Here is a 24685-nt window from a genome sequence, read left to right as displayed (position 1 = left end):
TACGTCCGGATGAAATGTTGTCATGACAAAGTCTTGACAGTGCATGTCCCCAGGGAGTTGGCTCCCGTTCTGCAACGGCCGTGTTCATCCGGAGTCAACGCCCTCCGGATCACGCCCCGGATGTCCCCCGGATCACGCCCGGATGCCGCTCCGGAACACCCCGGACCCCGCTCCGGATCACGTTTGAGAGGTGCAAGGCCAGATGGACCTCAAGATCACCAGAAACCGCAGGGCGGCCGCCATCGCCGCGACGACCGCCGTGGGCCTGCTCCTCGCGGCGGGCTGCAGCAGTCAGGGCGGGAAGAAGGCCCAGGACGCCGCCGACGACATCTCCGCCGGCAAGGCGAACACCCCCCGGATGAAGATCGCGATGATCACGCACGCGGCACCGGGCGACACCTTCTGGGACGTCGTGCGCAAGGGCGCCAAGACCGCCGCGGCCAAGGACAACGTGGAGCTGGTGTACTCCAGCGACCCCAACGGCGCCAACCAGGCCAACCTCGTCCAGAACGCGGTGGACCAGAAGGTCGACGGCATCGTGGTCACGCTCGCCAAGCCCGACGCGATGAAGGGCGCGATCGCCAAGGCCCGCAAGGCCGGCATCCCGGTCGCCGGGCTCAACTCCGGCCTCGGCGAGTGGAAGGACCAGGGCCTGCTGGAGTTCTTCGGCCAGGACGAGTCCATCGCCGGCGAGGCGCTCGGCAAGCGGCTCAACTCCATGGGCGCCGAGCACACCATCTGTGTGATCCACGAGCAGGGCAACGTCGGCCTGGAGGACCGCTGCGGCGGTGTGAAGGAGACCTTCGACGGCGACACCGACATCCTCTACGTCAACGGCACCGACATGCCCTCGGTGAAGTCGACCATCACCGCCAAGCTCAAGCAGGACGACAGCATCGACCACGTCGTCACCCTCGGCGCCCCGTTCGCGCTGACCGCGGTGAAGTCCGTCGACGACTCCAAGTCCGACGCGAAGGTCGCCACCTTCGACCTCAACAAGGAGCTGGTGGCCGCGGTGAAGGACGGGGACGTGGAGCTCGCCGTCGACCAGCAGCCCTACCTCCAGGGCTACCTGGCCGTCGACGCGCTGTGGCTCTACGAGAACAACGGCAACTTCAGCGGCGGCGGCGAGGAGCCGGTCCTCACCGGTCCCGCCTTCGTCGACAAGGACAACGTGAGCGAGATCGAGAAGTTCGCCACGAAGGGCACGAGGTGACCCGGCCATGACGCAGACTGCCGCACCGGCGGCCACCGCCACGCCGCCCGAGGCCCCGGCCGCCCGCCCCGAACGGCGCACCGCCGACCGCTCGCTGATACGCCGCCTGCTGGCCCGCCCCGAGATCGGCGCGCTGGTCGCCGCCGTCGGCGTCTACGCCTTCTTCTTCATCGTGGCGCCCTCCTTCCGGCAGGCCGACTCCTTCGCCACCGTGCTCTACCAGGCCTCCACCATGGGCATCATGGCGCTGGCCGTGTCGCTGCTGATGATCGGCGGCGAGTTCGACCTGTCGGCCGGCGTGGGGGTCACCGCCTCCGCGCTGACCGCCAGCATGGTCAGCTTCCAGCTCACCGCGAACGTCTGGGTGGGCATCGCCGCCGCCCTGCTGGTCTCGCTCGCGGTCGGCGCGATCAACGGCATCCTGCTGGTCAAGACCGGGCTGCCGAGCTTCCTGGTCACCCTCGCCAGCTTTCTGATGCTCCAGGGCCTGAACCTGGCCATCACCAAGCTGCTCACCGGCAACGTCGCCACCGACACCATCAACGACATGGACGGCTTCGACTCGGCCAAGCAGATCTTCTCCTCGGAGATCTCCCTCGGCGGCGTCGACGTGAAGATCACCGTGCTGTGGTGGCTGGCCTTCGCGGCCCTGGCCACCTGGGTGCTGCTGCGCACCCGCTTCGGAAACTGGATCTTCGCCGTGGGCGGCTCCCAGGACTCCGCGCGGGCCGTCGGCGTCCCGGTGACCTTCACCAAGATCGCGCTCTTCATGGCGGTGGGCTTCGCCGGCTGGTTCGTCGGCATGCACCTGCTCTTCGAGTACAACACCGTGCAGGCCGGCGAGGGCGTCGGCAACGAGTTCCTGTACATCATCGCCGCGGTGATCGGCGGCTGCCTGCTGACCGGCGGCTACGGCTCCGCGATCGGCGCGGTCATCGGCGCGTTCATCTTCGGCATGGTCAACCAGGGCATCGTCTACGCCAACTGGAACCCCGACTGGTTCAAGTTCTTCCTCGGCGTGATGCTGCTGGTCGCGACGCTCGTCAACCTGTGGGTGCGCCGCCAGGCCACCAGGAAGTGATCGCCATGACTGACACGACCTCCCCGACCGAGACCGAGCGGACCCCCGAGACCGCCGCGCCCATCGTCCAGCTCAAGGGCGTCGGCAAGCGCTACGGCAACTTCCACGCGCTGCGCGGCATCGACCTGGCGGTCCGGCCGGGCCAGGTGACCTGCGTCCTCGGCGACAACGGCGCCGGCAAGTCCACCCTGATCAAGATCATCTCCGGGCTGCACCAGCACGACGAGGGAGAGTTCCTGGTCGACGGCGAACCGGTGAAGCTGGCCAACCCGCGCGACGCGCTCGGCCGCGGCATCGCCACCGTCTACCAGGACCTGGCCACCGTCCCACTGATGCCGGTGTGGCGGAACTTCTTCCTCGGCTCGGAGCTGACCCGCGGCCCCTGGCCGGTGCGCCGGCTGGACATCGAGACGATGAAGCGGACCACCGACGCGGAGCTGTCCGCCATGGGCATCCACCTGGACGACCTCGACCAGCCCATCGGCACCCTCTCCGGCGGCCAGCGCCAGTCGGTCGCCATCGCCCGCGCGGTGCACTTCGGCGCCCGGGTGCTGATCCTGGACGAGCCCACCGCGGCGCTCGGCGTCAAGCAGTCCGGCGTGGTGCTCAAGTACATCGCCGCGGCGCGCGAGCGCGGCCTGGGCGTCATCTTCATCACCCACAACCCGCACCACGCCTACATGGTCGGCGACCACTTCTCGGTGCTGCGGCTGGGCGCCCTGGAGCTGAACGCCGCCCGGGACGAGGTCACGCTGGAGGAGCTCACCAACCACATGGCCGGTGGCGCCGAACTCGCCGCGCTCAAGCACGAGCTGGCCCAGGTGCGCGGGGTCGACGTCGACGAGCTCCCGGAGGCCGTCACCGCCCCGGCCTCCTGACGGGGCGCCCCGCGCGCCCGCCCACCATCTGACCTGACGTCCGTATGTCCTGACCTGCCCTTGACGGCCGCCCACCCGGCCGGTGAAGCTGCCGCAGAGAGCGCCCGTCTTCTCCGGTCATCCCCGGTCACCGTCGACCGGTGAGAGGAGCCCCAGCCATGACAGCCCCCACCCCCGCCCCCACCCCCGCGCTGGACCGCATCCGGGTCGGCTCGGCCCCCGACTCCTGGGGGGTGTGGTTCCCCGACGACCCGCTGCAGGTCCCCTGGCAGCGCTTCCTGGACGAGGTCGCCGAGGCGGGCTACGCGTGGATCGAGCTGGGGCCGTACGGCTACCTGCCCACCGACCCGGCCCACCTCCGCCGCGAGCTGGCCCGCCGCCGGCTCCAGGTCTCGGCCGGCACGATCTTCACCTCGCTGCACCACGGCCCGGAGGTCTGGGAGAAGACCTGGGCACACGTCTCGGAGGTCGCCGAGCTCACCCAGGCCATGGACGCGGGGCACCTCGTGGTCATCCCCTCCTTCTGGCGGGACGACAAGACCGCCGAGATCCTGGAGAACCCCGAGCTCACCGTGGAGCAGTGGAAGCACCTGGCGAGCGGCATGGAGCGGCTGGGCCGCGAGGTGCGCGAGCGCTTCGGGCTGGACATCGTGGTGCACCCGCACGCCGACACCCACATCGACACCGAGGAGCACGTCGAGCGCTTCCTCGACGCGACCGACTCCGACCTGGTCAACCTGTGCCTGGACACCGGCCACTACGCCTACTGCGGCGGCGACAGCGTCAAGCTGATCGAGACCTACGGCGAGCGCATCGGCTATCTGCACCTCAAGCAGGTCGACCCGGAGATCCTCGCCGGCGTCGTCGCCGACGGCACGCCGTTCGGGCCCGCGGTGCGACAGGGCGTGATGTGCGAGCCGCCGAAGGGCGTGCCCGCGCTGGAGCCGGTGCTGGCCGCGGCGCAGAACCTCGGCGTGGACCTGTTCGCCATCGTCGAGCAGGACATGTATCCCTGCCCGCCCGACCAGCCCTTCCCGATCGCCCAGCGCACCCGCCGCTTCCTGCGCGGCTGCGGCGCCTGACCCGGCCGCCGCCCCCAGCGAACTCGTACAGCGCTACTTCCGTACCGACCGACCCCCGGCGCGGAGCAAGGAGAGACCCAGATGAGCCGACAGGGAACCCTCGGCGTGGCCGTCATCGGCACCGGCCGCATGGGCGCCGACCACGTGCGCCGCATCAACGACGTCATCAGCGGCGCCCGCGTCGCGGCCGTCGTGGACATCGACGCGGAACGGGTGAAGGCCCTCGCGGACTCCATCGAGGGCTGCACGGCCCACACCGACCCGGAGGCCGCGATGGCCGCCCCCGAGGTGGACGCCGTGCTGATCGCCAGCCCGGGGCCGGCCCACGAGGCCGCGCTGCTGGCCGCCTTCCGGCACGACCTGCCGGTGCTGTGCGAGAAGCCGCTCACCCCGGACGCCGCCTCCGCGCTGCGGGTGCTGGAGGCCGAGCAGCGGCTGGGCCACCGGCGGGTGCAGGTCGGCTTCATGCGTCGCTACGACGCCGACTACGCGCGGCTCAAGCGGCTGCTGGACGCCGGGGCCTACGGCCGCACGCTGATGCTCCACAACAAGCACCGCAACGCCGACACCCCGCCCGGCTTCAGCAACGCGATGGTCGTCAACGACTCCCTGGTGCACGAGATCGACGTGACCCGCTGGCTGCTGGACACCGAGATCACCTCGGTGCGGATGGTGCGCCCGGCCGCCACCTCGCACGCCCCCGAGGGGCTGGACGACCCGCAGTTCGCGCTCTTCGAGACCGCCGCCGGGCAGCTCGTCGACACCGAGCTCTTCCTCAACTGCGGCTTCGGCTACCAGGTGAGCTGCGAGGCGGTCTGCGAGCGCGGCACCGCCCGGATCGGCGACGATCACGGGGTGTTCGTGAACAGCGCCGGCCGCTGGGGCGGCGAGATCGCCCCCGGCTTCGTGGAGCGCTTCGAGGACGCCTACGACCGGCAGGTGCAGGCCTGGGTGGACGCCACCCGGCGCGGCGAGGTCGAGGGCCCCGGTTGCTGGGACGGCTACGCCGCGGCCGCCGTCTGCGAGGCCGGGGTGCGCGCCCAGGCCACCGGCGAGCGGGTGGCCGTCGAGCTGATCGAGCGCCCCGCCCTCTACCGCTGAGCCCCCTCGACCCCCTCCACCCAGACAGGAACCCCATGCGTATCGGATTTCTCGGTGCGGGGCGCATCGGCTCCTTCCACGCCGCCGCCCTCGCCGCCACCGACGGCGTCGACCACCTGGTGATCGGCGATGTGGACCCCGGACGGGCCGCCGCGCTCGCCGCCGCCCTGAACGACCGCTTCGGCGACCGGGTCACGGCCGCGGAGTCGGTGGACGCGGTCTTCGACGCCGGAATCGACGCCGTGGCGATCGCCACCGCCACCGCCTCGCACGCCGACCTGATCACCCGCGCGGCCCGCGCCGGGCTGCCCGCCTACTGCGAGAAGCCCATCTCGCTGGATCTGGCGGGCACGGTGCGGGCGCTGCGTGAGGTGGCGACGGCCGGGACGCTGCTCCAGATGGGCTTCCAGCGCCGCTTCGACGCCGGCTACCGGGCGGCGAAGGAGGCGTACGCCTCCGGGAAGCTGGGGCGGGTGCACACCATCCGGGCCGTCACCTCGGACGCGGCGCCGCCGCCCCCGGAGTTCCTGCCGCACTCCGGCGGGCTGATCCGGGACTGCCTGGTGCACGACTTCGACGCGGTGCGCTGGCTCACCGGCCGTGAGGTGGTGGAGGTCTTCGCCACCGGCGCCAACGGGGGCGCCGCCTTCTTCCGCGACGCGGGTGATGTGGACACCGCGGCCGCGCTGCTCACCCTGGACGACGACACCCTGGTCACGGCCACCGCCACCCGCTACAACGGCGCCGGCTACGACGTGCGGATGGAGCTCTCCGGCGAGCGCGACAGCCATGTGGTCGGGCTGGACGCCCGGACGCCGTTCACCTCCGCCGAGCCGGGCGGGCCGGGCGCCCCGGCCCGGCCCTGGACCGGCTTCCTGGAGCGGTTCGAGGACGCCTACCGGGCCGAGCTGGCCGCGTTCGTGGCGGCGGCGCGCGGGGACGCCCCCAACCCCTGCTCCGGCGAGCAGGCGCTGAACGCGCTGCTGGTCGCGGAGGCGTGCGAGCTCTCCCGGCTGGAGCACCGCCCGGTGCGGTTGAGCGAGATGACCGAGCGCATGGCCGCGCTGACCGAGGCGGCCGCGCCCGCGCCCTGATCGCGGACGCGCGGAGGAGGCCGCCGGCCGGGCCACCCGGCCGGCGGGGGCACCGGCCGGACGGGGGCGGCCGGTGTCCCTCGACAACACGCCACGCCGTCGCGGAGCGTCACTGTTCCGTCACAGACGTCACACTTCCGTGCCCCTTGCGCCACAGCCCTTCCACACCCGCCTCGCACCGGCCGGGCCGCGAGGCGGAACGGGCACGCTGAGTGACCACCAACGGTCGCGCCGCGGCGACCCCCGACGGTTCTCGCCTGAGCCGTCCGCCGCGGCCCTGCAGGAAGGCGCGAGACATGACCGACCGCAGACTCTGGTCGTACCGGGAGATCGCCGCGCACATCGGCGTGCGGCCCGACACCGTGCGCTCGTACCGCAAGCACGGGCTGCTGCCGTCGCCGGACCTGGTGGAGGGCGGGAAGCCGTACTGGTTCGCCGACACCATCCGCGCCTGGGTCACCCGCCGGCCGGGCAACCGCCCCCGCCGCGATCCCTGACCCCGCCAGAGCCGCTCTCCCCCGAACGGGTCCCGCACCTCACCACGAGGCGCGGGGCCCGTTCGCGTTGCGGGGGGGCGCGACGGCGCAGGCGGCGGCGCGGGTCCGGCTCGGCCTCGCCGCCGCCACCGGCGGCCCGGTCCCCGTCGCCCGCCGCCGCGAGCGCGCCGCACACTCGCGCACCCGGCACCGGATCGCACGGACATACGTCGAAGACATGGCCAAGAAGAAGGGGTGCGCGATACCCCCTAGGGGTATACAGTTGTGGAGGTGGGGAGGCCACCGGCACATCGCCGACCTCCCCGCGCACAGCCGTATACACACCCCTACAGGAGCAACCATGACCTCCGAGGCCAACACCGCCGTGACCACCGTCTTCAAGGTGACGGGAATGACCTGCGGGCACTGCGAGGGCGCCGTCTCCGAAGAGATCTCCGCCATCGCCGGCGTCAGCTCGGTCAAGGCCGTCGCCGCCACCGGCGAGGTCACCGTGGTCTCGGCCGCCGCGCTGGACGAGGAGGCCGTCCGCGCCGCCGTGGACGAGGCCGGCTACGAGCTCGTCGGCCGGGTCTGACCGACCCCGCAGCCTTACCCCGCCGGGTCGTGCCGCCCTGCTCATACAGCCGCCGCACGACCCGGCCCACCCCACGGGAGACCCCCATGACCAGCACGGCCCCCGAAACCACGGCTCACCCCACCGTCGCGGAACCGCCGACCAGCCAGGTCGAACTCGCCATCGGCGGCATGACCTGCGCCTCCTGCGCGGCGCGCGTGGAGAAGAAGCTCAACCGGATGGACGGCGTCACCGCCACGGTCAACTTCGCCACCGAGAAGGCCAAGGTCGCCTTCCCCGCCGGCGTCGAGGTCGCCGATCTGATCGCGACCGTCGTCAAGACCGGCTACACCGCCGAGGAGCCCCCGCCCGCGCGGCCCGAGGCGGCCCCGCGGGGCACCGCGGAGGGTCCCGCCGAGGCGGCCGCCGAGCATGGCGCCGAGGACCTCGCCGCCCTGCGCGAGCGCATGCTCGTCACGGTCGCGCTTTCGGTGCCCGTCGTCCTGCTGGCGATGGTCCCCGCGCTTCAGTTCGACTACTGGCAGTGGCTGTCCCTCACCCTGGCCGCCCCCGTCGTGGCCTGGGGCGGCTATCCGTTCCACAAGGCCGCCTGGACCAACGCCCGACATGGCGCGGCCACCATGGACACCCTCATCTCGATGGGCACCCTCGCCGCGCTCGGCTGGTCGCTCTGGGCGCTGTTCCTCGGCGACGCGGGCATGCCCGGCATGAACCACGGCTTCGACCTCACCGTCTCCCGCTCCGACGGCTCCTCCTCGATCTACCTGGAGGCGGCGGCCGGGGTCACCGCGCTCATCCTGGTCGGCCGCTATCTGGAGGCCCGCTCCAAGCGCCGCGCCGGCGCCGCCCTGCGCGCCCTGATGGAGCTGGGCGCGAAGGACGTCACCGTGCTGCGCGGGGGCCGCGAGGAGCGCATCCCGGTCGGCCGGCTGGCGGTCGGCGACCGCTTCGTCGTCCGCCCCGGGGAGAAGATCGCCACGGACGGCACCGTGGTCGAGGGCGCCTCCGCCGTGGACGCCTCGATGCTGACCGGAGAGTCGGTGCCGGTGGACGTGACGGTCGGCGACGCGGTCACCGGAGCCACCGTGAACACCGCGGGGCGGCTGGTCGTCGAGGCCACCCGGGTCGGCGCCGACACCCAGCTGTCCCGGATGGCCCGGCTGGTGGAGGACGCCCAGAACGGCAAGGCGGAGGTGCAGCGGCTGGCGGACCGGATCTCGGGGATCTTCGTCCCGGTGGTCATCCTGCTGGCGCTGGGCACCCTGGCGACCTGGCTGCTGCTCACCGGCGACGCGGCCGCCGCCTTCACCGCCGCCGTGGCCGTTCTGATCATCGCCTGCCCCTGTGCGCTGGGCCTGGCCACCCCGACCGCGCTGATGGTCGGCACCGGCCGCGGCGCCCAGCTGGGCATCCTGATCAAGGGCCCCGAGGTGCTGGAGTCCACCCGCCGCGTGGACACCGTGGTCCTGGACAAGACCGGCACGGTCACCACCGGCCGGATGAGCCTGCACGGGGTGCACCCCGCCCCCGGGGTCGACGAGAGCGAACTGCTGCGGCTGGCGGGCGCCCTGGAGCACGCCTCGGAGCACCCCATCGCCCGCGCCATCGCCGACGGCGCCCTGGAGCGCACCGGCGCGGCCGCCCTGCCCGCCCCCGAGGGCTTCGAGAACCTCGCCGGCCTCGGCGTCCAGGGGGTCGTCGAGGGGCGCGCGGTGCTGGTCGGTCGCGAGAAGCTGCTGGCCGAGTGGTCCATCGAGCTGCCCGCGGAGCTGGCCGAGGCCAAGGCCGCCGCGGAGGCGGAGGGCCGCACGGCGGTCGCCGTGGCCTGGGACGGCGCGGCGCGCGGTGTGCTCACCGTCGCCGACGCGATCAAGGAGAGCAGCCCCGAGGCCGTCGCCCGGCTGCGCGCGCTGGGGCTCACCCCGGTGCTGCTGACCGGCGACAACGCGCTGGTCGCGGAGGCGGTGGCCCGCGAGGTCGGGATCGAGCGGGTCTACGCCGAGGTGCTGCCGCAGGACAAGGTCGACGTGGTCAAGCGACTCCAGGCCGAGGGCCACTCCGTCGCCATGGTCGGCGACGGCGTCAACGACGCGGCCGCGCTGGCCACCGCCGACCTGGGGCTGGCGATGGGCACCGGCACCGACGCCGCCATCGAGGCCGGGGACCTGACCCTGGTCCGGGGCGACCTGCGGGTGGCCGCGGACGCCATCCGGCTCTCCCGCAAGACCCTCGGCACCATCAAGGGCAACCTCTTCTGGGCCTTCGGCTACAACGTGGCCGCGCTGCCGCTCGCGGCGGCCGGCATGCTCAACCCGATGATCGCCGGGGCCACGATGGCCTTCTCCTCGGTCTTCGTGGTGACCAACAGCCTGCGACTGCGGACCTTCACATCGTCCACATAGCTTTACCGAGCCGCCATAAGCCGCACACCACCCATACAGCAGAGCCCCGATCTCCAGATCGGGGCTCTTGCCCTTTTAGATGCGCATATGGCAAGAGACGCAGATCACAGTCAACTGAACGTAACCATTGGCGGGAGTGGAGAGTCTAACTGTGCGGCTGGGTCGTCTTGGGGGACGCATTCCGGCTACGCGTAGCCGGGGCACGTACACGGGAAGCTTTGAGCGGCCCTCCCGCACGTACGGGTCCCGGCAGGTCGCGACCCTGGTTGTTTGCGGCCAGCAGACGCCCGGCCGGATCCCGTGGGGGGAATCCGCACCGGGGAACGGGAAGCGCCCCGCCCTAACCCGTGGGGGGATTAGGCGCGGGGCGCTTTCGTTTCGGGGCACCGAACCGCGCCCCGAAGGGGCGCGGGGAACTGCTCGATCAGCCGCGGACGGCCCGCGGCCGACGGATCACCGCCGACCTCGCTCGGGCGCGCCGCAGGCGTCAGCGCTGCTCGACCGGGACGAAGTCGCGCTCGACCACGCCGGTGTAGATCTGGCGCGGGCGGCCGATGCGGGAGCCCGGCTCCTTGATCATCTCGTGCCACTGGGCGATCCAGCCGGGGAGCCGGCCGAGCGCGAAGAGCACGGTGAACATCTCGGTCGGGAAGCCCATCGCCCGGTAGATGAGACCGGTGTAGAAGTCCACGTTCGGGTAGAGCTTGCGCGAGACGAAGTAGTCGTCGGCGAGCGCGTGCTCTTCCAGCTTGAGCGCGATGTCCAGCAGCTCGTCGCTCTTGCCGAGCGCCGAGAGGACGTCGTGCGCCGCCGCCTTGATGATCTTCGCCCGGGGGTCGAAGTTCTTGTAGACGCGGTGCCCGAAGCCCATGAGCTTCACGCCGTCTTCCTTGTTCTTCACCTTGCGGATGAAGGTGTCGACGTCGCCGCCGGACCGCTGGATGCCCTCCAGCATCTCCAGCACGCTCTGGTTGGCGCCGCCGTGCAGCGGGCCCCACAGGGCGCTGATGCCCGCCGAGACGGAGGCGAACATGTTGGCCTGCGAGGAGCCGACGAGGCGGACCGTCGAGGTGGAACAGTTCTGCTCGTGGTCGGCGTGCAGGATCAGCAGCTTGTCGAGCGCGTTGACCACGACCGGGTCGAGCTCGTACTCCTGGGCCGGGACCGAGAAGGTCATCCGCAGGAAGTTCTCGACGTAGCCGAGGTCGTTACGCGGGTAGACGAACGGGTGGCCGACCGACTTCTTGTACGCGTAGGCGGCGATCGTCGGCAGCTTGGCCAGCAGCCGGACGGTCGACAGGTTGCGCTGCTGCTCGTCGAACGGGTTGTGGCTGTCCTGGTAGAAGGTCGACAGCGCGCTGACCACGGAGGACAGCATCGCCATCGGGTGCGCGTCCCGCGGGAAGCCGTCATAGAAGCGCTTGACGTCCTCGTGCAGGAGCGTGTGCGTGGTGATCTCGTTCTTGAAGACCGCCAGCTCGTCCACGGTCGGCAGCTCGCCGTTGATGAGCAGATAAGCGACCTCAAGGAAGCTGCTGCGCTCGGCCAGCTGCTCGATCGGGTAGCCCCGATAGCGCAGAATGCCCGCCTCACCATCCAGGTAGGTGACCGCGGATTTGTACGCTGCGGTGTTGCCGTAACCGGAGTCCAGGGTCACCAGACCGGTCTGGGCGCGAAGCTTGCCGATATCAAAGCCCTTGTCGCCGACGGTGCTGTCGACCACCGGGTAGGTGTATTCGCCGTCCCCGTACCGCAGTACTACAGAGTTGTCGCTCACGTCATCCCTCACCGACGTCTGGTTCTCTTCTTCGAGGTGCCCTGACTCCCCCTACCTTCCCCCATTTGGACGATGAACGTGCACTCGGGGTCGGCCAAAGGGCCTATCGGCGGCACTGAGTGCCTCCCTCGATGCCCATCCTGCCCCCTTCGTCACCGTTCGGAAACCCTCTCGACACGCATGGCGCCGCCGATTCGGTGATCGAGCGCGGTACAGCGACGACCGGCGGACACTGTACGCACCGCCTGAGCCAGTGCCCGACGAGACCCGACCAGCACAACGAGGCGCTTTGCCCGGGTTACCGCCGTATACAACAGGTTTCGCTGGAGCATCATCCAGGCGCTGGTGGTCACCGGGATCACCACGGCCGGGTACTCGCTGCCCTGGGAGCGATGGATGGTCACGGCGTAGGCGTGGGCCAGCTCGTCCAGCTCGTCGAAGTCGTAGGGCACCTCCTCGTCCTCGTCGGTGCGGACGGTCAGCCGCTGCTCCTCGGCGTTGAGCGAGGTGACCACCCCGACGGTGCCGTTGAAGACGCCGTTTTCCCCTTTTTCGTAGTTGTTCCGAATCTGGGTGACCTTGTCGCCCACCCGGAAGACCCGGCCGCCGAAGCGGCGTTCGGGGAGGTCGGGGCGGGCGGGGGTGACGGCCTGTTGGAGCAGCCCGTTGAGCGCCGCGGCACCGGCCGGGCCGCGGTGCATCGGGGCCAGCACCTGCACATCGCGGCGCGGATCGAGGCCGAACTTCGCGGGGATGCGGTGGGCCGCCACATCCACCGTGAGCCGCGCGGCGGCCTCGGCATCCTCCTCGGCGAAGAGGAAGAAGTCGGTCATGCCCTGGGTGACGGGCGGCACGCCGGAGTTGATGCGGTGTGCGTTGGTCACCACCCCGGACTGCTGGGCCTGCCGGAAGATGCGGGTCAGCCGCACCGCGGGCACCGGTCCGCCGTCCGCCAGCAGGTCCCGCAGCACCTCGCCGGCCCCCACCGACGGCAGCTGGTCCACATCCCCCACCAACAGCAGGTGCGCGCCCGGCGGAACGGCCTTGACCAGCTTGTTGGCGAGCAGCAGATCCAGCATCGAGGCCTCGTCCACCACCACCAGATCGGCGTCGAGCGGGCGGTCCCGGTCATAGGCCGCGTCGCCGCCCGGCTTGAGCTCCAACAGCCGGTGGACCGTGGAGGCGTCCGCCCCGGTGAGCTCCGCGAGCCGCTTGGCGGCCCGGCCCGTCGGTGCCGCCAGGACCACCTTGGCCTTCTTGGCCCGGGCCAGCTCGACCACGGACCGCACGGTGAACGACTTGCCGCAGCCCGGGCCGCCGGTGAGCACCGCCACCTTCCGGGTCAGCGCCAGCCGCACCGCGTCCCGCTGCTCGGGGGCGAGGTCCGCGCCGGTGCGCCGAGCCAGCCAGCCCAGCGCCGTCTCCCAGTCCACCTCCTGGAAGGCGGGCATCCGGTCCTCCTCGCAGCGCAGCAGCCGCAGCAGCTGTGCCGCCAGGGAGAGCTCGGCGCGGTGGAAGGGGATCAGATAGACGGCGGTGACCGGCTCTCCGTCCTCCCCGGGCACGGACTCCCGGACCACCCCCTCCGGGTCCGCCGCCAGCTCGCCGAGACAGTCGATGACCAGCCCGGTGTCCACCTGGAGCAGCTTCACCGCGTCCGCGATCAGCCGCTCCTCCGGCAGATAGCAGTGGCCGTTGTCGGTCGACTGCGACAGCGCGTACTGCAGCCCGGCCTTGACCCGCTCCGGGCTGTCGTGCGGGATGCCCACCGATTGCGCGATCTTGTCGGCCGTCAGGAATCCGATGCCCCAGACATCGGCCGCCAGCCGATACGGCTCGTTCCTGGTGACGGAGATCGAGGCGTCTCCGTACTTCTTGTAGATGCGCACCGCGATGGAGGTCGAGACGCCCACCCCCTGGAGGAAGACCATCACCTCCTTGATCGCCTTCTGCTCCTCCCAGGCCGCCCCGATCATCTTGGTGCGCTTGGGGCCGAGGCCGGGCACCTCGATCAGCCGCTTCGGCTCGTTCTCGATCACGTCCAGGGTGTCCACGCCGAAGTGCTCGGTGATCCGGTCCGCGATCCGCGGCCCGATGCCCTTGATCAGCCCCGAGCCCAGATAGCGGCGGATGCCCTGGACGGTGGCGGGCAGCACGGTCGTGTAGTTCTCCACCGTGAACTGCTTGCCGTACTGCGGGTGTGAGCCCCAGCGACCCTCCAGACGCAGCGACTCACCCGGCTGCGCCCCGAGCAGCGAGCCGACGACGGTGAGAAGGTCACCGGAGCCGCGGCCGGTGTCGACCCGTGCGACCGTGTAGCCCGTCTCCTCATTGACATACGTCAGCCGCTCCAGAACGCCTTCCACGACCGCGAGTTTGAGCATGGACCGACGGTACCGCCCGGGTGCGACAGGGCCCCGGGGGCCTGTGGACAACCGGGGCGACGGGCGGGGCGGTGACCCTCGGCGGCCGGCCGCCGGTGCCGGTGAGGGCGGCGAGGGGCCTCATAGGGTCGACATGCCAGCCGATGAAAGGACAGACGCATGCACCGCTACGACCTGGTGGTCGTGGGGTCCGCCAACGCCGACCTGGTGGTCGGGGTCGAGCGCCGCCCCGCGGCCGGGGAGACCGTCCTCGGCTCCGACCTGGCGGTCCACCCCGGCGGCAAGGGCGCCAACCAGGCCGTCGCCGCCGCCCGGCTGGGGGCCCGCACCGCGCTGCTGGCGCGGGTGGGCGACGACGACCACGGCCGGATGCTGCGGGAGGTGCAGCGGGCGGCCGGCGTGGACACCTCCGGTGTCCTGGTCGGCGGCGCGCCCACCGGGGTCGCGCTGATCACCGTCGACCCCTCGGGTGACAACAGCATCGTGGTCTCCCCCGGCGCCAACGCCAGGCTCAGCCCCGAGGACGTCCGCACCGCCGCCCCGCTGCTGGCCGCGGCCCGCGTGGTCTCCCTCCAACTGGAGATCCCGCTGGAGACGGTCGCCACGGCGGTGGCGGCGGTGGGCCCGGACACCCGCGTGGTGCTCAACCCCTCGCCGCCGGCCGCGCTGCCCGCCGAGGTGCTCGCCGCCTGCGACCCGCTGGTGGTCAACGAGCACGAGGCGCGGTTCCTGCTGGGCGACGACCCGGCGGCGCGGAGCGAGGACCCCGCGGCGTGGGCGGCGTCCCTGCGCTCCCGTGGGCCGCGTTCGGTGGTGGTGACGCTGGGCGCCGCCGGCGCGCTCGCCGCCGACGACCGGGGCGCGGTCCGGGTGCCCGGGGTGCCGGTGGCGGCGGTGGACACCACCGGCGCGGGCGACGCGTTCACCGGGGCGCTCGGCTGGCGGCTGGGGGTCGGCGACGACCTGGCGACGGCGGTGCGGTTCGCCGTGCGGGTGGGCGCGGCGGCGGTCACCCGGCCCGGTGCCCAGCAGTCGTTCCCCACCGCGGAGCAGGTGGCGGCCCTGTGAAACGGTCCGGTGCGGGAGCTGGTGCCGGGTGCCGTTCTGACCGGAGAACGTTTCCAGGGGCCCGGTCCGTGGACCGGGCCCCTTCCCTCCCCCCATGCGCGGCCCCTCGGACCATCCCCCCAGACTCCCGGGCGGCCGCACGACAGTTACGACCCCACTCAGCCCTGAAGGGTTGCACGATTTCCCAGAGTTATCGATCCGTTACCTGAAGTCAGCATCGCTGGCGGGAAACGTCACGCACGCCGGCCGACATAAGAACGAGATGCGAACAAAAGCGCGCCGAACGTGCGCCCGCGCACCGAGACGGCGGGGCGGCGGGGCGGCGGGGCGGCAGGGCCGGACGCTCACAGCACGTGCGCGCGGAAACGCCCGATCGTCTCCGCCAGCACCTCGGCGCCGTCGCGCGCCCACAGCGCCGGGTTGAAGATCTCCACCTCGGCCGGGCCGGAGTAGCCGGCGTCCGTCACCCGCCCGCGGAACCAGCGCAGGTCGACGGAGCCGTCCCCGAGCTGGCCCCGGCCCAGCAGCACCCCCTCGGGCAGCGGAGTCACCCAGTCGGCCAGTTGGAAGGCGGCGATCCGGCCGCCGGCGCCGGCCCGGGCGATCTGCCCGGCCACGGTGTCGTCCCACCACAGGTGGTACGTGTCCACCACCACCCCCACCTGGTCGGCGGGGAAGCGCTCCGCCAGGTCCAGGGCCTGGGCGAGGGTGGAGACCACACAGCGGTCGGCGGCGTACATCGGGTGCAGCGGTTCGACGGCCAGCCGCACGGACCGCTCGGCGGCGTACGGGGCGAGGTGGGCGAGCGCCTCGCCGATCCGCTCCCGGGCGGCGCCCAGGTCGCGGCTGCCGTCGGGCAGCCCACCGCAGACCAGCACCAGGGTGCGGGTGCCGAGCGTCGCCGCCTCGTCGATGGCGGAGCGGTTGTCGGCGAGCGCGGCCGCCCGCCCGGCCGGGTCGGCGGCGGTGAGGAAGCCGCCCCGGCAGAGGCTGGTCACGGTCAGCCCGGCGGCCCGCACCAGCGCGGCCGTGGCCGCCACCCCGTACTCCCGCACCGGCTCCCGCCACAGCCCGACCGCCGTGACGCCGGCCCGCGCGCAGCCCTCGACGAGCCGCGGCAGCGACCACTGCCGGATGGTCTGCTGGTTCAGGCTGAACCCGGCCAGGTCGGTCACGGCGCCACTCCGTGGACGGCGAGGAAGTGGCGCATGCGGGCCGTGGTCAGCGTCGGGTCGGGGAACAGCCCCAGCCCGTCGGCGAGTTCGTACACCCGGGCCAGATGGGGCAGCGAGCGCGCCGACTGGAGGCCGCCGAGCAGGGTGAAGTGGTCCTGGTGGCCGGCGAGCCAGGCCAGGAAGACCACGCCGGTCTTGTAGTAGCGGGTCGGCGCCCGGAACAGCTGCCGGGACAGCGCCACGGTCGGGTCCAGCAGCGCCCGGAAGCCCCGGGCGTCGCCGCCGTCCAGCCGCCGCAGGGCGGCGGCGGCCGGTGCGGCCAGCGGGTCGAAGACGCCGAGCAGCGCGTCGCTGAAGCCGTCGGCGTCGCCGGCGATGAGCTCGGGGTAGTGGAAGTCGTCGCCCGTGTAGCAGCGCACCCCGGCGGGCAGCCGGCGGCGCAGCTCGACTTCCCGCCCCGCGTCCAGCAGCGAGACCTTGACCCCGTCGACCTTGTCCGGGTGGGCGCGGCAGAGCGCGAGCAGGGTCTCGGCCGCCTCCTCCGGGCGGTCGGCGCCCCAGTAGCCGCGCAGGCCCGGGTCGAACATCGCGCCCAACCAGTGCAGGACGACCGGCTCGGCGGCCTGCCGCAGCAGCGATCCGTACACCTCCAGATAGTCCTCGGGGCCGCGCGCGACGGCGGCCAGCGCGCGCGAGGCCAGCAGGACGGCGGGCACGCCCGCCCCCTCCACCAGCGCCAACTGCTCCTCGTAGGCGGTGCGGACGGCGGCGAGCGAGGCCGGCCCGGTCAGCTGGTCGGTGCCCGCGCCGCAGACGATCCGGCCGCCGGCCGCCTTGGCCTCCGCCGCCGACCGGGTGATCAGCTCCGCCGCGGTGGCCCAGTCCAGGCCCATGCCGCGCTGCGCGGTGTCCATCGCCTCGGCCACCCCGAGCCCGTGCGCCCACAGATGGCGGCGGAAGGCGAGGGTGGCGTCCCAGTCCACGACGGCCGGGCCCTCGGGGCCGGAATCCGCGTACGGGTCCGCGACCACGTGTGCGGCCGCGAAGACCGCGCGGGAAGCGGGCGGGCGACCGGAAGGCGGATGCCAGACCGGCTCGGTGCGCGGCCGGTACGCGGTCAGCGCGCCGCCCGCGCGCGGCAGCCGGAGCGTCACAGCGTCAGCTCCGGCACGTCCAGCCGACGCCCGGAGGCCGAGGAGGCCAGGCCCAGCTCGGCCAGTTGGACGCCGCGCGCTCCGGCCAGCAGGTCCCAGTGCCAGGGCTCGCCGAGGGCCACATGGCGCAGGAACAGCTCCCACTGCGCCCTGAAGGCGTTGTCGGCCTCGTCGCCCGCGTTGTCGGGGACCCGCTGCCACTGCTCGCGGAACCGTTCGGCCGTCGGCTGGTCGGGGTTCCAGACCGGCTTGGGCGTGGTGGCGCGGTGCTGCACATGGCATTCACGCAGCCCCGCCACGGCCGAGCCCTCGGTGCCGTCCACCTGGAACTCCACCAGCTCGTCGCGGTGCACCCGCACCGCCCAGGAGGAGTTGACCTGCGCCACGATCCCGCCGTCGAGCTCGAAGATCCCGTACGCGGCGTCGTCGGCGGTCGCCTCGTACGGCTTGCCCCGCTCGTCCCACCGGCGTGGGATGTGCGTGGTGACCAGCGCCTGCACGGTCCGCACCGGACCGAACAGCTCGCGCAGCAGGTACTCCCAGTGGGGGAACATGTCGGCGGCGATGCTGCCGCCGTCCTGCGCGCGGTAGTTCCACGACGGCCGCTGCGCCGGCTGCCAGTCCCCCTCGAAGACCCAGTACCCGAATTCGCCACGCACCGAAAGGATCTGGCCGAAGAAGCCGCCGTCGATCAGCCGCTTGAGCTTGCGCACGCCCGGTAGGAAGAGCTTGTCCTGGACCACTCCGTGCCGCACCCCGGCGGCCTCGGCGAGCCGGGCCAACTCCAGCGCCCCGGTCAGCGATCCGGCGCTGGGCTTCTCGGTGTAGACGTGTTTGCCGGCCGCGATCGCCTTCCGTACGGCGCCCTCGCGGGCCGTGGTGGCCTGGGCGTCGAAGTAGATGTCCACGGACGGGTCGGCGAGCACCGCGTCGAGGTCGGTGCTGACGTCGCCGACCGGGTCCAGTCCATGGCGCTCGGCCAGCGCGGTCAGCGCGTGCTCCCGCCGCCCCACCAGCACCGGTTCCGGCCACAGCGTGCCGCCGTCACCGATGTCGACGCCGCCCTGCTCCCGGATGGCGAGCAGCGAGCGCACGAGGTGCTGACGGTGGCCCATGCGGCCGGTCACCCCGTTCATGGCGATGCGTAAGGTCTTGCGGGACACGCTCGTCACCTGGTCCGTCTCCTTCGGTCCGCCCACGCGCCGGCCCCGCCCGCCCTCGCCGCCCGGGCCTCGCGGACGGTCGTAGCAAGCGCTTTCCCTCCCTTTCACGCTAGTCGCCTTTTGCATCCGCCAACAAGGGCGCCGGTCGCTTATCAGCCGTATGGCGGGCGGGCGTTGCATGTCGTACCGTCCCGGCGTCTCGCCTGACGGTCACCGGTTCACCGCCCCGGACCGGTGCGGTGAGAGCATGGGCGGAGCATGCGGCAACCCTGGGGCGCCCGGCGCGCGCCGGGCGCACACGGTGCTCACATACGGAGGAAGCCATGACAGTGACGCTGGCTGATGTGGCGGCGCGGGCGCGGGTCTCGGCGGCGACCGTCTCCCGCGTCCTGAGCGGCAACTACCCGGTGGCCGAGTCGACCCGGGCCCGGGTGCTGCGGGCGGTCGACGAGCTGGAGTACGTGGTCAACGGCCCGGCAAGCGCTCTCGCGGCCGCCACCTCTGACCTGGTCGGCGTCCTCGTCAACGACATCGCGGACCCGTTCTTCGGGATCATCGCCGGTGCCGTGCAGTCGGAGATGGGCGGTGCCGGCGAGCCGGGCGCCCGCCGTGAACCGGGCCGTGGCGGGGAGCCGCGGCGCGGTGGCGAGAAGCTGGCCGTCATCTGCAACACCGGCGGTTCGCCGGAGCGCGAACTCACCTATCTCACCCTGCTCCAGCGTCAGCGCGCGGCCGCCGTCATCCTCACCGGCGGCGCGATCGAGCACCCCGAGCACGCGGCCGCCGTGGAGGCCAAGGCATCCCGGCTGGCCGCCGCCGGCACCCGGGTGGTGCTCTGCGGACGTCCCCCGATCCCCGACGCCACCACGCTGACCTTCGACAACCGCGGTGGCGCGCGCCGGCTGACCGAGCACCTGCTGGCCTTCGGCCACCGCCGCATCGGCTATGTCGCCGGCCCGGCCGACCGCAGCACCACTCGGGACCGTCTGGAGGGGCACCGGGAGGCGCTGGCCGGCCAGGGCCTCGCCGACGGAGCCGAGCGACTGACCGTCCACGGCCCGTACGACCGCTCCTGCGGCTATGACGCCACCCTCGAACTGCTGCGCAGGGAACCGCGGCTGACCGCGGTCATAGCCGCCAACGACACCGTCGCGCTCGGCGCCTGCGCGGCCCTGCGCGACCAAGGGCTGCGGATCCCGCACGACGTCTCGGTCGCCGGCTTCGACGACCTGCCGTTCAGCGTGGACGCCGTGCCGTCGCTCACTACCGTGCGACTGCCGCTGCACGACGCGGGGGCGCGGGCCGGCAGGCTGGCGCTGGGCCGCGAGCCGGAGCCGCCGGGCGGGGTGGCGATGGTACGGGCCGAACTGATGGCCCGCGCGTCGACCGCGCCGCCCCGCGCCGGCGCCGCGGCCTGAGCCCCGCGGCCCCCGCGCCGGGGCCACCCGCGCCCCGCGGGCCTGTCGGCGGCGCGCCGTCCTCGCCTCCGGTCGTCCACACCCCTTCCCAGGCAGTTGTTCGGGAGCAAGTATGGGGTCAAGCGATTCCGTGAAGGGGGAGCTCGATGGGGCACGGGGACGACCTGCGCGCAACCGTGGACGAGGTGCGCCGCTTCCAACGCCTCTACACCCGGCTCACCGGGTCCCTGGACCATCCCGGCCGGCCGCACACGCCCTACACGCCCAGCGAGGCGCGGATCCTCTGCGAGCTCTCGCGGCGCGAGCGCACCCATGTCTCCCAGCTGCGCGAGGACCTCGGGCTGACCGCCGCGCATCTGAGCCGGACCCTCGGCCGGTTCGAGGAGCAGGGTCTGATCACCCGGGAGCGGCACCACATGGACGCCCGCTACCAGCAGGTCCTGCTCACCGCGGCCGGCCGGGCGGTCGCCGCGGAGCTGGAGGAGCGTTCACGGGCCTCCGTCGCCCTGCTGCTGCGCGGGCTGCGCTGGGCCGATCTGCGCAGGTTGCGGGACGCGCTGCGCATCGCGACGGACGTCCTGGGGGAGCCGCGGCCGCCGTCCCCGGTGCGGCTGCGGCCGCCGGCACCGGGCGATTACGGCTGGATCGTGCAGCGGCACGGGGCGCTGTACGCCCGTGAGTTCGGCTGGGACGCCGCGTTCGAGGGCCTGGTGGCCCGCATCGTCGGCGACTTCGCCGCCGGGCACGACCCGGCGTGCGAACGGGCCTGGATCGCGGAGCTCGCCGACCGCCCGGTGGGCTCCGTGCTCTGCGTGCGCGACGCGGACGATCCGCGGGCCGCGCGGCTGCGCCTGCTGCTGGTCGAGCCGGACGCGCGGGGCGAGGGCATCGGGGAGCTGCTGGTACGGCGGTGCGTGGACTTCGCGCGCGAGAGGGGCTACCGGGAGGTCGTGCTGTGGACCAACGACGTGCTCTCCGCCGCGCGGACGATCTACGAGCGGGTCGGTTTCGAGCTGGTCGCCGAGCGGCCCCACCACAGCTTCGGCGTCGACCTGGTCGGCCAGGACTGGCGCCTCGCGCTGACGACCTGAGGCCCCGTACGGTCCACGGGCGCGCAGCCCGGCCCGTCCAGCGGGCGGCGCTCAGCGGGCTCGGCGAAGTCCGGTGCGGTTCGGCAGCGCCCCAAAGGGGCGCGGGGCTGTGACATGTGCGGCTCCGCCGCGTGGGCGCGACCAGCCACGACGCACCCGCAGATGGCATACCCGCCAGCGAAGCGCTTAGCGTCATCGTCATGAAGCTTGCCTTCTCGACGCTGGGCGTCCCCGGCGCGCCCCTCTCCGAGGTGGTCGCGCTCGCCGCCGACCACGGCTACCAGGGCGTGGAGCTGCGCGCCCACCCGGAGGAGCCGGTGCACCCGGGGCTCGGCACGGCCGAACGACGCCGGGCGGCCGAGGAGTTCAGGGCGGCGGGGGTGGAGGTCCTCGCCGTCGCCGGATACGCGCGGGTCGCCGCGCCCGGCTCCGACGGACCCGTCCTCGCCGAGCTGCGCGCCCTCCTCGGCCTGGCCCGGGATCTGGGGGCCCGCCACGTCCGGGTCTTCCCGGGCGCCGGGGAGCGCCCCGAGGACGAGGCGGACGCCGACGCCGTGCGCCGCCTGGCCGCCGTCGCGCCATACGCCGCCGAGCTGGGGGTGCGGCTGCTGGTGGAGACCCATGACTCGCATCGCACCGGGGCGGCCGTGGCGCGGCTGCTCGGCCGGGTGGAGCACGGCGGGGTGGTCGGTCCCGACGAGATCGGCCATGGCGCGGTGGGCGCGATCTGGGATGTGCTGCACCCATGGCTGGGCGGCGAGGAGCCGACCGACTCCTATGCGGCCCTCGCCCCCCACCTGGCCTATGTGCAACTCAAGGACGTCGCCTCGGCGGACGACACCACCCCCTTGCCGCTGGGCGCCGGAGTGCTCCCGCTGACCGAGTGCCTGGGGCTGCTCAGCCGCGCGGGCTGGGACGGCTGGCTGTGCTGGGAGTACGAGAAGCGCTGGTACCCGCGTGTCCCGGAGCTGGCGGGGCTGCTGGGCGCGGCGCGGGAGTGGCTCCGGCGGCTGCCGGGCGCCGCGCCCTGAGCCGGGCCCCGACACCGGTCAGGGTGGTCAACGCGACCCCGGCGACCAGCAACGCGGCGGCCAGCCAGCGCAGCGGGCTGACGCGCTCGTCCAGCAGCAGCGCTGCGGAGGACATCCCGAAGACCGGCACCAGCAGCGAGAACGGGGCCACCGCGGAGGCGTCGTAGGTGCGCAGCAGGAAGCCCCAGGCTCCGAAGCCCAGCACGGTCGCGCCCCAGGCGACGTAGAGGATCGCGCCGGCGCCGCCCCAGTCGAGGGAGGCGAGCGCCTCGCGGTCCGCGGACCAGCCCTCGAACAGCAGTGAGAGGGCCAGCAACGGCAGGATCGGCACCAGGCTCACCCAGACCATGAAGCGCAGCGCGTCGGGCGGCGCGGCACGGCGGGTGACCACGTTGGAGACGCCCCAGCACAGCGCGGCGGCGATGGTGAGGGCGAAGCCGAGCACGGGCCCGGAGGTGCCCCCGTCGACGGCGGCCACGACGATGCCGGCGGCCGCGACGGCCATGCCCAGCAGTCGGGTCCGGCCGGGGCGTTCGCCGAGCACGGCGGCGGCGATCAGTACGGTGAACACCGCCTGGATCTGGAGGACCAGGGAGGCCAGCCCGGCGGGCATGCCCTGGTGCATGCCGATGAAGAGCAGGCCGAACTTGGCCACACCGAGCGCCAGTCCCACCGCCACGATCCACCGCCAGCCGACCGGGGGCGGCCCGACGAGCAGGACGGCGGGGAAGGCGGCCGCCAGGAAGCGCAGCGCGCAGAAGAGCAGCGGCGGGAAGTGGTCGAGGCCGACCTCGATGACGACGAAGTTCAGCCCCCAGACGGCGGCGGTGCCGACCGCGAGGGCGATGTGGGCGGGACGCATGACCTCGAGCTTCCCGGCTGCGGACCGTGAAGCACCAGCGCGGATCCCTTCATGGTTGGATGAAGCGACGCTTCAAAGTCACCTGGGGGACCGATGCTTGACCTGTCGCGGTTGCGGGCGCTGCACGCCGTCGGCGTCCACGGCTCCGTCAGCGCGGCCGCCATCGCGCTCGGCTACACGCCCTCGGCGGTCTCCCAGCAGATCGCCAAGCTGGAGCGGGAGACCCGTACGACGCTGCTGGAGCGACAGGGCCGCGGGGTGGCTCTGACCGACGCGGCGCGCCAGCTGGCGGATACGGCCGAGGAGCTGCTGGCCCTGGTCGAGCGGGCGGAGACCGCCCTGGAGGAGCGCCGCGGCCAGCCCGCGGGCCGCCTGGTGATCGGCGCCTTCGCCACGGCGGCGCGCGGTCTGCTGCCGACGGTCCTCGCCGAGCTGAAGGACCGCCACGCGTCCTTGGACGTCCGCCTGGTCGAGGTCGACCCGCACCTCTCCCCCGACCTGGTGGCCCGAGGGGTGATCGACCTGGCCGTCGCCCACGACTGGGACATCGCGCCCCGCCCGGCCCCCGACGGCGTCCGACAGGCGGTGATCGGCGACGACCCCTCGGACGTCCTGGTCCCGGCGCGGCACCCGCTGGCCGACCGCACAACCCTGCGCCGGGAGGAGCTGGTGGGCCTCCGCTGGATCTGCCAGCCACCGGGAACGGTCTGCCACGACTGGCTGGTCCGCACCCTGCGCGCCACCGGCCACGAGCCCGACCTGGCCTACCAGGTCGCCGAGTACCACTCGCAGATCGCCCTGGTCGCCGCCGGGCTGGGCGTCGCCCTGGTCCCCGCCCTCGGCCGCGGCCCGCTCCCGGACGGCGTCATCGCCATCCCGCTCCGCCCCACCCCGATCCGCCGGCTGTACGCCCTCTGGCGCCCCGGCGCCGCCCGCCGCCCCGCCATCACCGAAACGGTCCGACTGCTACGGGAGCACTGGGAGCCGCGGGCGGGCTGAACGGGGCGGCTACGGCCAGCGAACGACGGGCCCGTTCCGCGGGTACGCCGACCGGCACTCCGGCACGTCGCCCCCGTCGGGCGGCCGCTGGCCGGCCAGGACGTAGCAGAGCGCCGCGTGGAGCTGCTCCGCCTCGGCGGGCGTGAGCGTGAGCGGGGCGATGGCGACGGGCTTCCCGGCACGGCTGATCGGGAACGACATCGTCACGTCGCCCTCTTCGGTGCGGCTGGGACGCCGCTCGGGCGCGGGCCCGATGCGCCAGCGCGACGACGGCAGGCTCACCGCCACACCCCCGGCTCGAACCGGTACGGACGCGTGATGATCTCCCGATAGGCGAGGTGTCCGGGGTGGGCCTTCAGGTGCGCCACGGCCCATTCCGTGCCGCCCTCACCACTGTCGTGCGGCGCGCTGTGGTCCCCGCAGTCCGCGCACTGCATGGTGAACGAGTGCGGCTCGGCCTCCGGCCGGCGGTCCAGGCCGATGGTGTACTCCCGGAACCGGTACGTCGCACGACGGGCTGCACCCCGGGGCCCCAGGTGGCTACGGACCCGCTCGGCCAGATCGTCCCCACGCCGACCGAGCTCTTCGAGACTGGGGCGGTCCTTGCCGCCCGCCGGCGGTGGCGTCTGCTCGCTCAT

21 protein-coding genes and 1 pseudogene are annotated in these 24685 nt (G+C 72.9%); 14 read left to right on the top strand and 8 right to left on the bottom strand.

Annotated features, from left to right (window positions below):
- Positions 1–202: 202 nt before the first annotated feature.
- From LRS74_RS22150 to LRS74_RS22110, 9 genes are all read left to right on the top strand, one after another.
- Complete coding sequence (locus tag LRS74_RS22150) at positions 203–1216, top strand: sugar ABC transporter substrate-binding protein (protein ID WP_277742640.1); 1014 nt, start codon at positions 203–205, stop codon at positions 1214–1216.
- Positions 1217–1223: 7 nt separating this feature from the next.
- Positions 1224–2297, top strand: a complete 1074-nt coding sequence (locus LRS74_RS22145) for an ABC transporter permease (RefSeq protein ID WP_277742639.1) — start codon at positions 1224–1226, stop codon at positions 2295–2297.
- 5 nt (positions 2298–2302) lie between these two features.
- Positions 2303–3175, top strand: a complete 873-nt coding sequence (locus LRS74_RS22140; RefSeq protein ID WP_277742638.1) for an ATP-binding cassette domain-containing protein — start codon at positions 2303–2305, stop codon at positions 3173–3175.
- Positions 3176–3333: 158 nt separating this feature from the next.
- Positions 3334–4257 carry a sugar phosphate isomerase/epimerase gene (locus LRS74_RS22135; RefSeq protein ID WP_277742637.1) on the top strand — a complete coding sequence of 308 codons (924 nt, stop codon included), beginning with the start codon at positions 3334–3336 and terminating at the stop codon, positions 4255–4257.
- Positions 4258–4338: 81 nt separating this feature from the next.
- A complete protein-coding gene (locus LRS74_RS22130; RefSeq protein ID WP_277742636.1) occupies positions 4339–5358 on the top strand; it encodes a Gfo/Idh/MocA family oxidoreductase in 1020 nt (339 codons plus the stop codon).
- 35 nt (positions 5359–5393) lie between these two features.
- Positions 5394–6452 carry a Gfo/Idh/MocA family oxidoreductase gene (locus LRS74_RS22125; protein ID WP_277742635.1) on the top strand — a complete coding sequence of 353 codons (1059 nt, stop codon included), beginning with the start codon at positions 5394–5396 and terminating at the stop codon, positions 6450–6452.
- 296 nt (positions 6453–6748) lie between these two features.
- Positions 6749–6949 (top strand): MerR family transcriptional regulator, encoded by a 201-nt coding sequence (locus LRS74_RS22120; protein WP_277742634.1) that lies wholly within the window; start codon positions 6749–6751, stop codon positions 6947–6949.
- A gap of 340 nt (positions 6950–7289) precedes the next feature.
- A complete protein-coding gene (locus LRS74_RS22115) occupies positions 7290–7523 on the top strand; it encodes a heavy-metal-associated domain-containing protein (protein ID WP_144383451.1) in 234 nt (77 codons plus the stop codon).
- An 86-nt stretch (positions 7524–7609) separates the two neighbouring features.
- A complete protein-coding gene (locus tag LRS74_RS22110; RefSeq protein ID WP_277742633.1) occupies positions 7610–9925 on the top strand; it encodes a heavy metal translocating P-type ATPase in 2316 nt (771 codons plus the stop codon).
- Between the two features lie 487 nt (positions 9926–10412).
- Here LRS74_RS22110 and LRS74_RS22105 read toward each other — a convergent pair whose 3' ends face one another.
- Together LRS74_RS22105 and LRS74_RS22100 are read right to left on the bottom strand one after the other, a co-directional pair.
- Positions 10413–11702, bottom strand: coding sequence for a citrate synthase (locus LRS74_RS22105; protein ID WP_277742631.1), 1290 nt, complete (start codon positions 11700–11702; stop codon positions 10413–10415).
- A gap of 152 nt (positions 11703–11854) precedes the next feature.
- Positions 11855–14086 (bottom strand): ATP-dependent RecD-like DNA helicase, encoded by a 2232-nt coding sequence (locus LRS74_RS22100; protein WP_277742629.1) that lies wholly within the window; start codon positions 14084–14086, stop codon positions 11855–11857.
- 159 nt (positions 14087–14245) lie between these two features.
- Between LRS74_RS22100 and LRS74_RS22095 the strand changes: the two genes are divergently transcribed.
- The gene (locus tag LRS74_RS22095) at positions 14246–15154 is read left to right on the top strand and encodes a ribokinase (RefSeq protein ID WP_277742628.1); all 909 of its coding nucleotides are present in this window, start codon (positions 14246–14248) and stop codon (positions 15152–15154) included.
- Positions 15155–15498: 344 nt separating this feature from the next.
- Here LRS74_RS22095 and LRS74_RS22090 read toward each other — a convergent pair whose 3' ends face one another.
- The 3 genes from LRS74_RS22090 to LRS74_RS22080 are packed head-to-tail and all read right to left on the bottom strand — an operon-like array spanning position 15499 to position 18646.
- A complete protein-coding gene (locus LRS74_RS22090) occupies positions 15499–16329 on the bottom strand; it encodes a sugar phosphate isomerase/epimerase family protein (RefSeq protein WP_277742627.1) in 831 nt (276 codons plus the stop codon).
- On the bottom strand, positions 16326–17483 hold the full coding sequence (locus tag LRS74_RS22085; protein ID WP_277742626.1) for a dihydrodipicolinate synthase family protein: 1158 nt from the start codon (positions 17481–17483) through the stop codon (positions 16326–16328). The genes LRS74_RS22090 and LRS74_RS22085 overlap by 4 nt, the downstream gene beginning before the upstream one ends.
- Positions 17480–18646 (bottom strand): Gfo/Idh/MocA family oxidoreductase, encoded by a 1167-nt coding sequence (locus LRS74_RS22080; RefSeq protein WP_277744874.1) that lies wholly within the window; start codon positions 18644–18646, stop codon positions 17480–17482. The genes LRS74_RS22085 and LRS74_RS22080 overlap by 4 nt, the downstream gene beginning before the upstream one ends.
- Positions 18647–18969: 323 nt before the next feature.
- Here LRS74_RS22080 and LRS74_RS22075 point away from each other — a divergent pair, with 323 nt between their 5' ends.
- The 3 genes from LRS74_RS22075 to LRS74_RS22065 all read left to right on the top strand — a co-directional run bounded on the left by LRS74_RS22075 (position 18970) and on the right by LRS74_RS22065 (position 22186).
- Entirely contained in the window at positions 18970–20064 is a 1095-nt protein-coding gene (locus LRS74_RS22075) for a LacI family DNA-binding transcriptional regulator (RefSeq protein WP_277742625.1), read from the top strand.
- A gap of 146 nt (positions 20065–20210) precedes the next feature.
- Positions 20211–21155, top strand: coding sequence for a helix-turn-helix domain-containing GNAT family N-acetyltransferase (locus tag LRS74_RS22070; RefSeq protein WP_277742624.1), 945 nt, complete (start codon positions 20211–20213; stop codon positions 21153–21155).
- Between the two features lie 200 nt (positions 21156–21355).
- Positions 21356–22186 carry a sugar phosphate isomerase/epimerase family protein gene (locus tag LRS74_RS22065; RefSeq protein WP_277742623.1) on the top strand — a complete coding sequence of 277 codons (831 nt, stop codon included), beginning with the start codon at positions 21356–21358 and terminating at the stop codon, positions 22184–22186.
- 34 nt (positions 22187–22220) lie between these two features.
- On the opposite strand, the pseudogene LRS74_RS22060 reads toward LRS74_RS22065, so the two are convergent.
- Positions 22221–23048, bottom strand: a pseudogene (locus tag LRS74_RS22060) (EamA family transporter); the annotation flags it as partial.
- Between the two features lie 93 nt (positions 23049–23141).
- On the opposite strand from LRS74_RS22060, the gene LRS74_RS22055 reads away from it, so the two are divergent.
- Positions 23142–24047 (top strand): LysR family transcriptional regulator, encoded by a 906-nt coding sequence (locus LRS74_RS22055; RefSeq protein WP_277742622.1) that lies wholly within the window; start codon positions 23142–23144, stop codon positions 24045–24047.
- 9 nt (positions 24048–24056) lie between these two features.
- Here the strand turns inward: LRS74_RS22055 and LRS74_RS22050 are convergent, their stop codons facing one another.
- Together LRS74_RS22050 and LRS74_RS22045 are read right to left on the bottom strand one after the other, a co-directional pair.
- The gene (locus LRS74_RS22050) at positions 24057–24329 is read right to left on the bottom strand and encodes a hypothetical protein (RefSeq protein WP_277742621.1); all 273 of its coding nucleotides are present in this window, start codon (positions 24327–24329) and stop codon (positions 24057–24059) included.
- Positions 24326–24685 (bottom strand): hypothetical protein, encoded by a 360-nt coding sequence (locus tag LRS74_RS22045; RefSeq protein WP_347178152.1) that lies wholly within the window; start codon positions 24683–24685, stop codon positions 24326–24328. Before LRS74_RS22045 ends, LRS74_RS22050 begins: the two co-directional genes overlap by 4 nt.

It is taken from the genome of Streptomyces sp. LX-29 (genome assembly GCF_029541745.1).
Classification (GTDB): domain Bacteria; phylum Actinomycetota; class Actinomycetes; order Streptomycetales; family Streptomycetaceae; genus Streptomyces.
The sequence above is the reverse complement of the archived record's forward strand: the minus strand, read 5'-3'. Positions and strand labels throughout refer to the sequence as shown.

Bases quoted from the DNA above. Each gene is read 5' to 3' on its own strand.
- LRS74_RS22150 (WP_277742640.1), top strand. From the start codon at position 203: ATGGACCTCAAGATCACCAGAAACCGCAGGGCGGCCGCCATCGCCGCG.
- LRS74_RS22145 (WP_277742639.1), top strand. From the start codon at position 1,224: ATGACGCAGACTGCCGCACCGGCGGCCACCGCCACGCCGCCCGAGGCC.
- LRS74_RS22140 (WP_277742638.1), top strand. From the start codon at position 2,303: ATGACTGACACGACCTCCCCGACCGAGACCGAGCGGACCCCCGAGACC.
- LRS74_RS22135 (WP_277742637.1), top strand. From the start codon at position 3,334: ATGACAGCCCCCACCCCCGCCCCCACCCCCGCGCTGGACCGCATCCGG.
- LRS74_RS22130 (WP_277742636.1), top strand. From the start codon at position 4,339: ATGAGCCGACAGGGAACCCTCGGCGTGGCCGTCATCGGCACCGGCCGC.
- LRS74_RS22125 (WP_277742635.1), top strand. From the start codon at position 5,394: ATGCGTATCGGATTTCTCGGTGCGGGGCGCATCGGCTCCTTCCACGCC.
- LRS74_RS22120 (WP_277742634.1), top strand. From the start codon at position 6,749: ATGACCGACCGCAGACTCTGGTCGTACCGGGAGATCGCCGCGCACATC.
- LRS74_RS22115 (WP_144383451.1), top strand. From the start codon at position 7,290: ATGACCTCCGAGGCCAACACCGCCGTGACCACCGTCTTCAAGGTGACG.
- LRS74_RS22110 (WP_277742633.1), top strand. From the start codon at position 7,610: ATGACCAGCACGGCCCCCGAAACCACGGCTCACCCCACCGTCGCGGAA.
- LRS74_RS22100 (WP_277742629.1), bottom strand. From the start codon at position 14,086: ATGCTCAAACTCGCGGTCGTGGAAGGCGTTCTGGAGCGGCTGACGTAT.
- LRS74_RS22095 (WP_277742628.1), top strand. From the start codon at position 14,246: ATGCACCGCTACGACCTGGTGGTCGTGGGGTCCGCCAACGCCGACCTG.
- LRS74_RS22075 (WP_277742625.1), top strand. From the start codon at position 18,970: ATGACAGTGACGCTGGCTGATGTGGCGGCGCGGGCGCGGGTCTCGGCG.
- LRS74_RS22070 (WP_277742624.1), top strand. From the start codon at position 20,211: ATGGGGCACGGGGACGACCTGCGCGCAACCGTGGACGAGGTGCGCCGC.
- LRS74_RS22065 (WP_277742623.1), top strand. From the start codon at position 21,356: ATGAAGCTTGCCTTCTCGACGCTGGGCGTCCCCGGCGCGCCCCTCTCC.
- LRS74_RS22055 (WP_277742622.1), top strand. From the start codon at position 23,142: ATGCTTGACCTGTCGCGGTTGCGGGCGCTGCACGCCGTCGGCGTCCAC.
- LRS74_RS22045 (WP_347178152.1), bottom strand. From the start codon at position 24,685: ATGAGCGAGCAGACGCCACCGCCGGCGGGCGGCAAGGACCGCCCCAGT.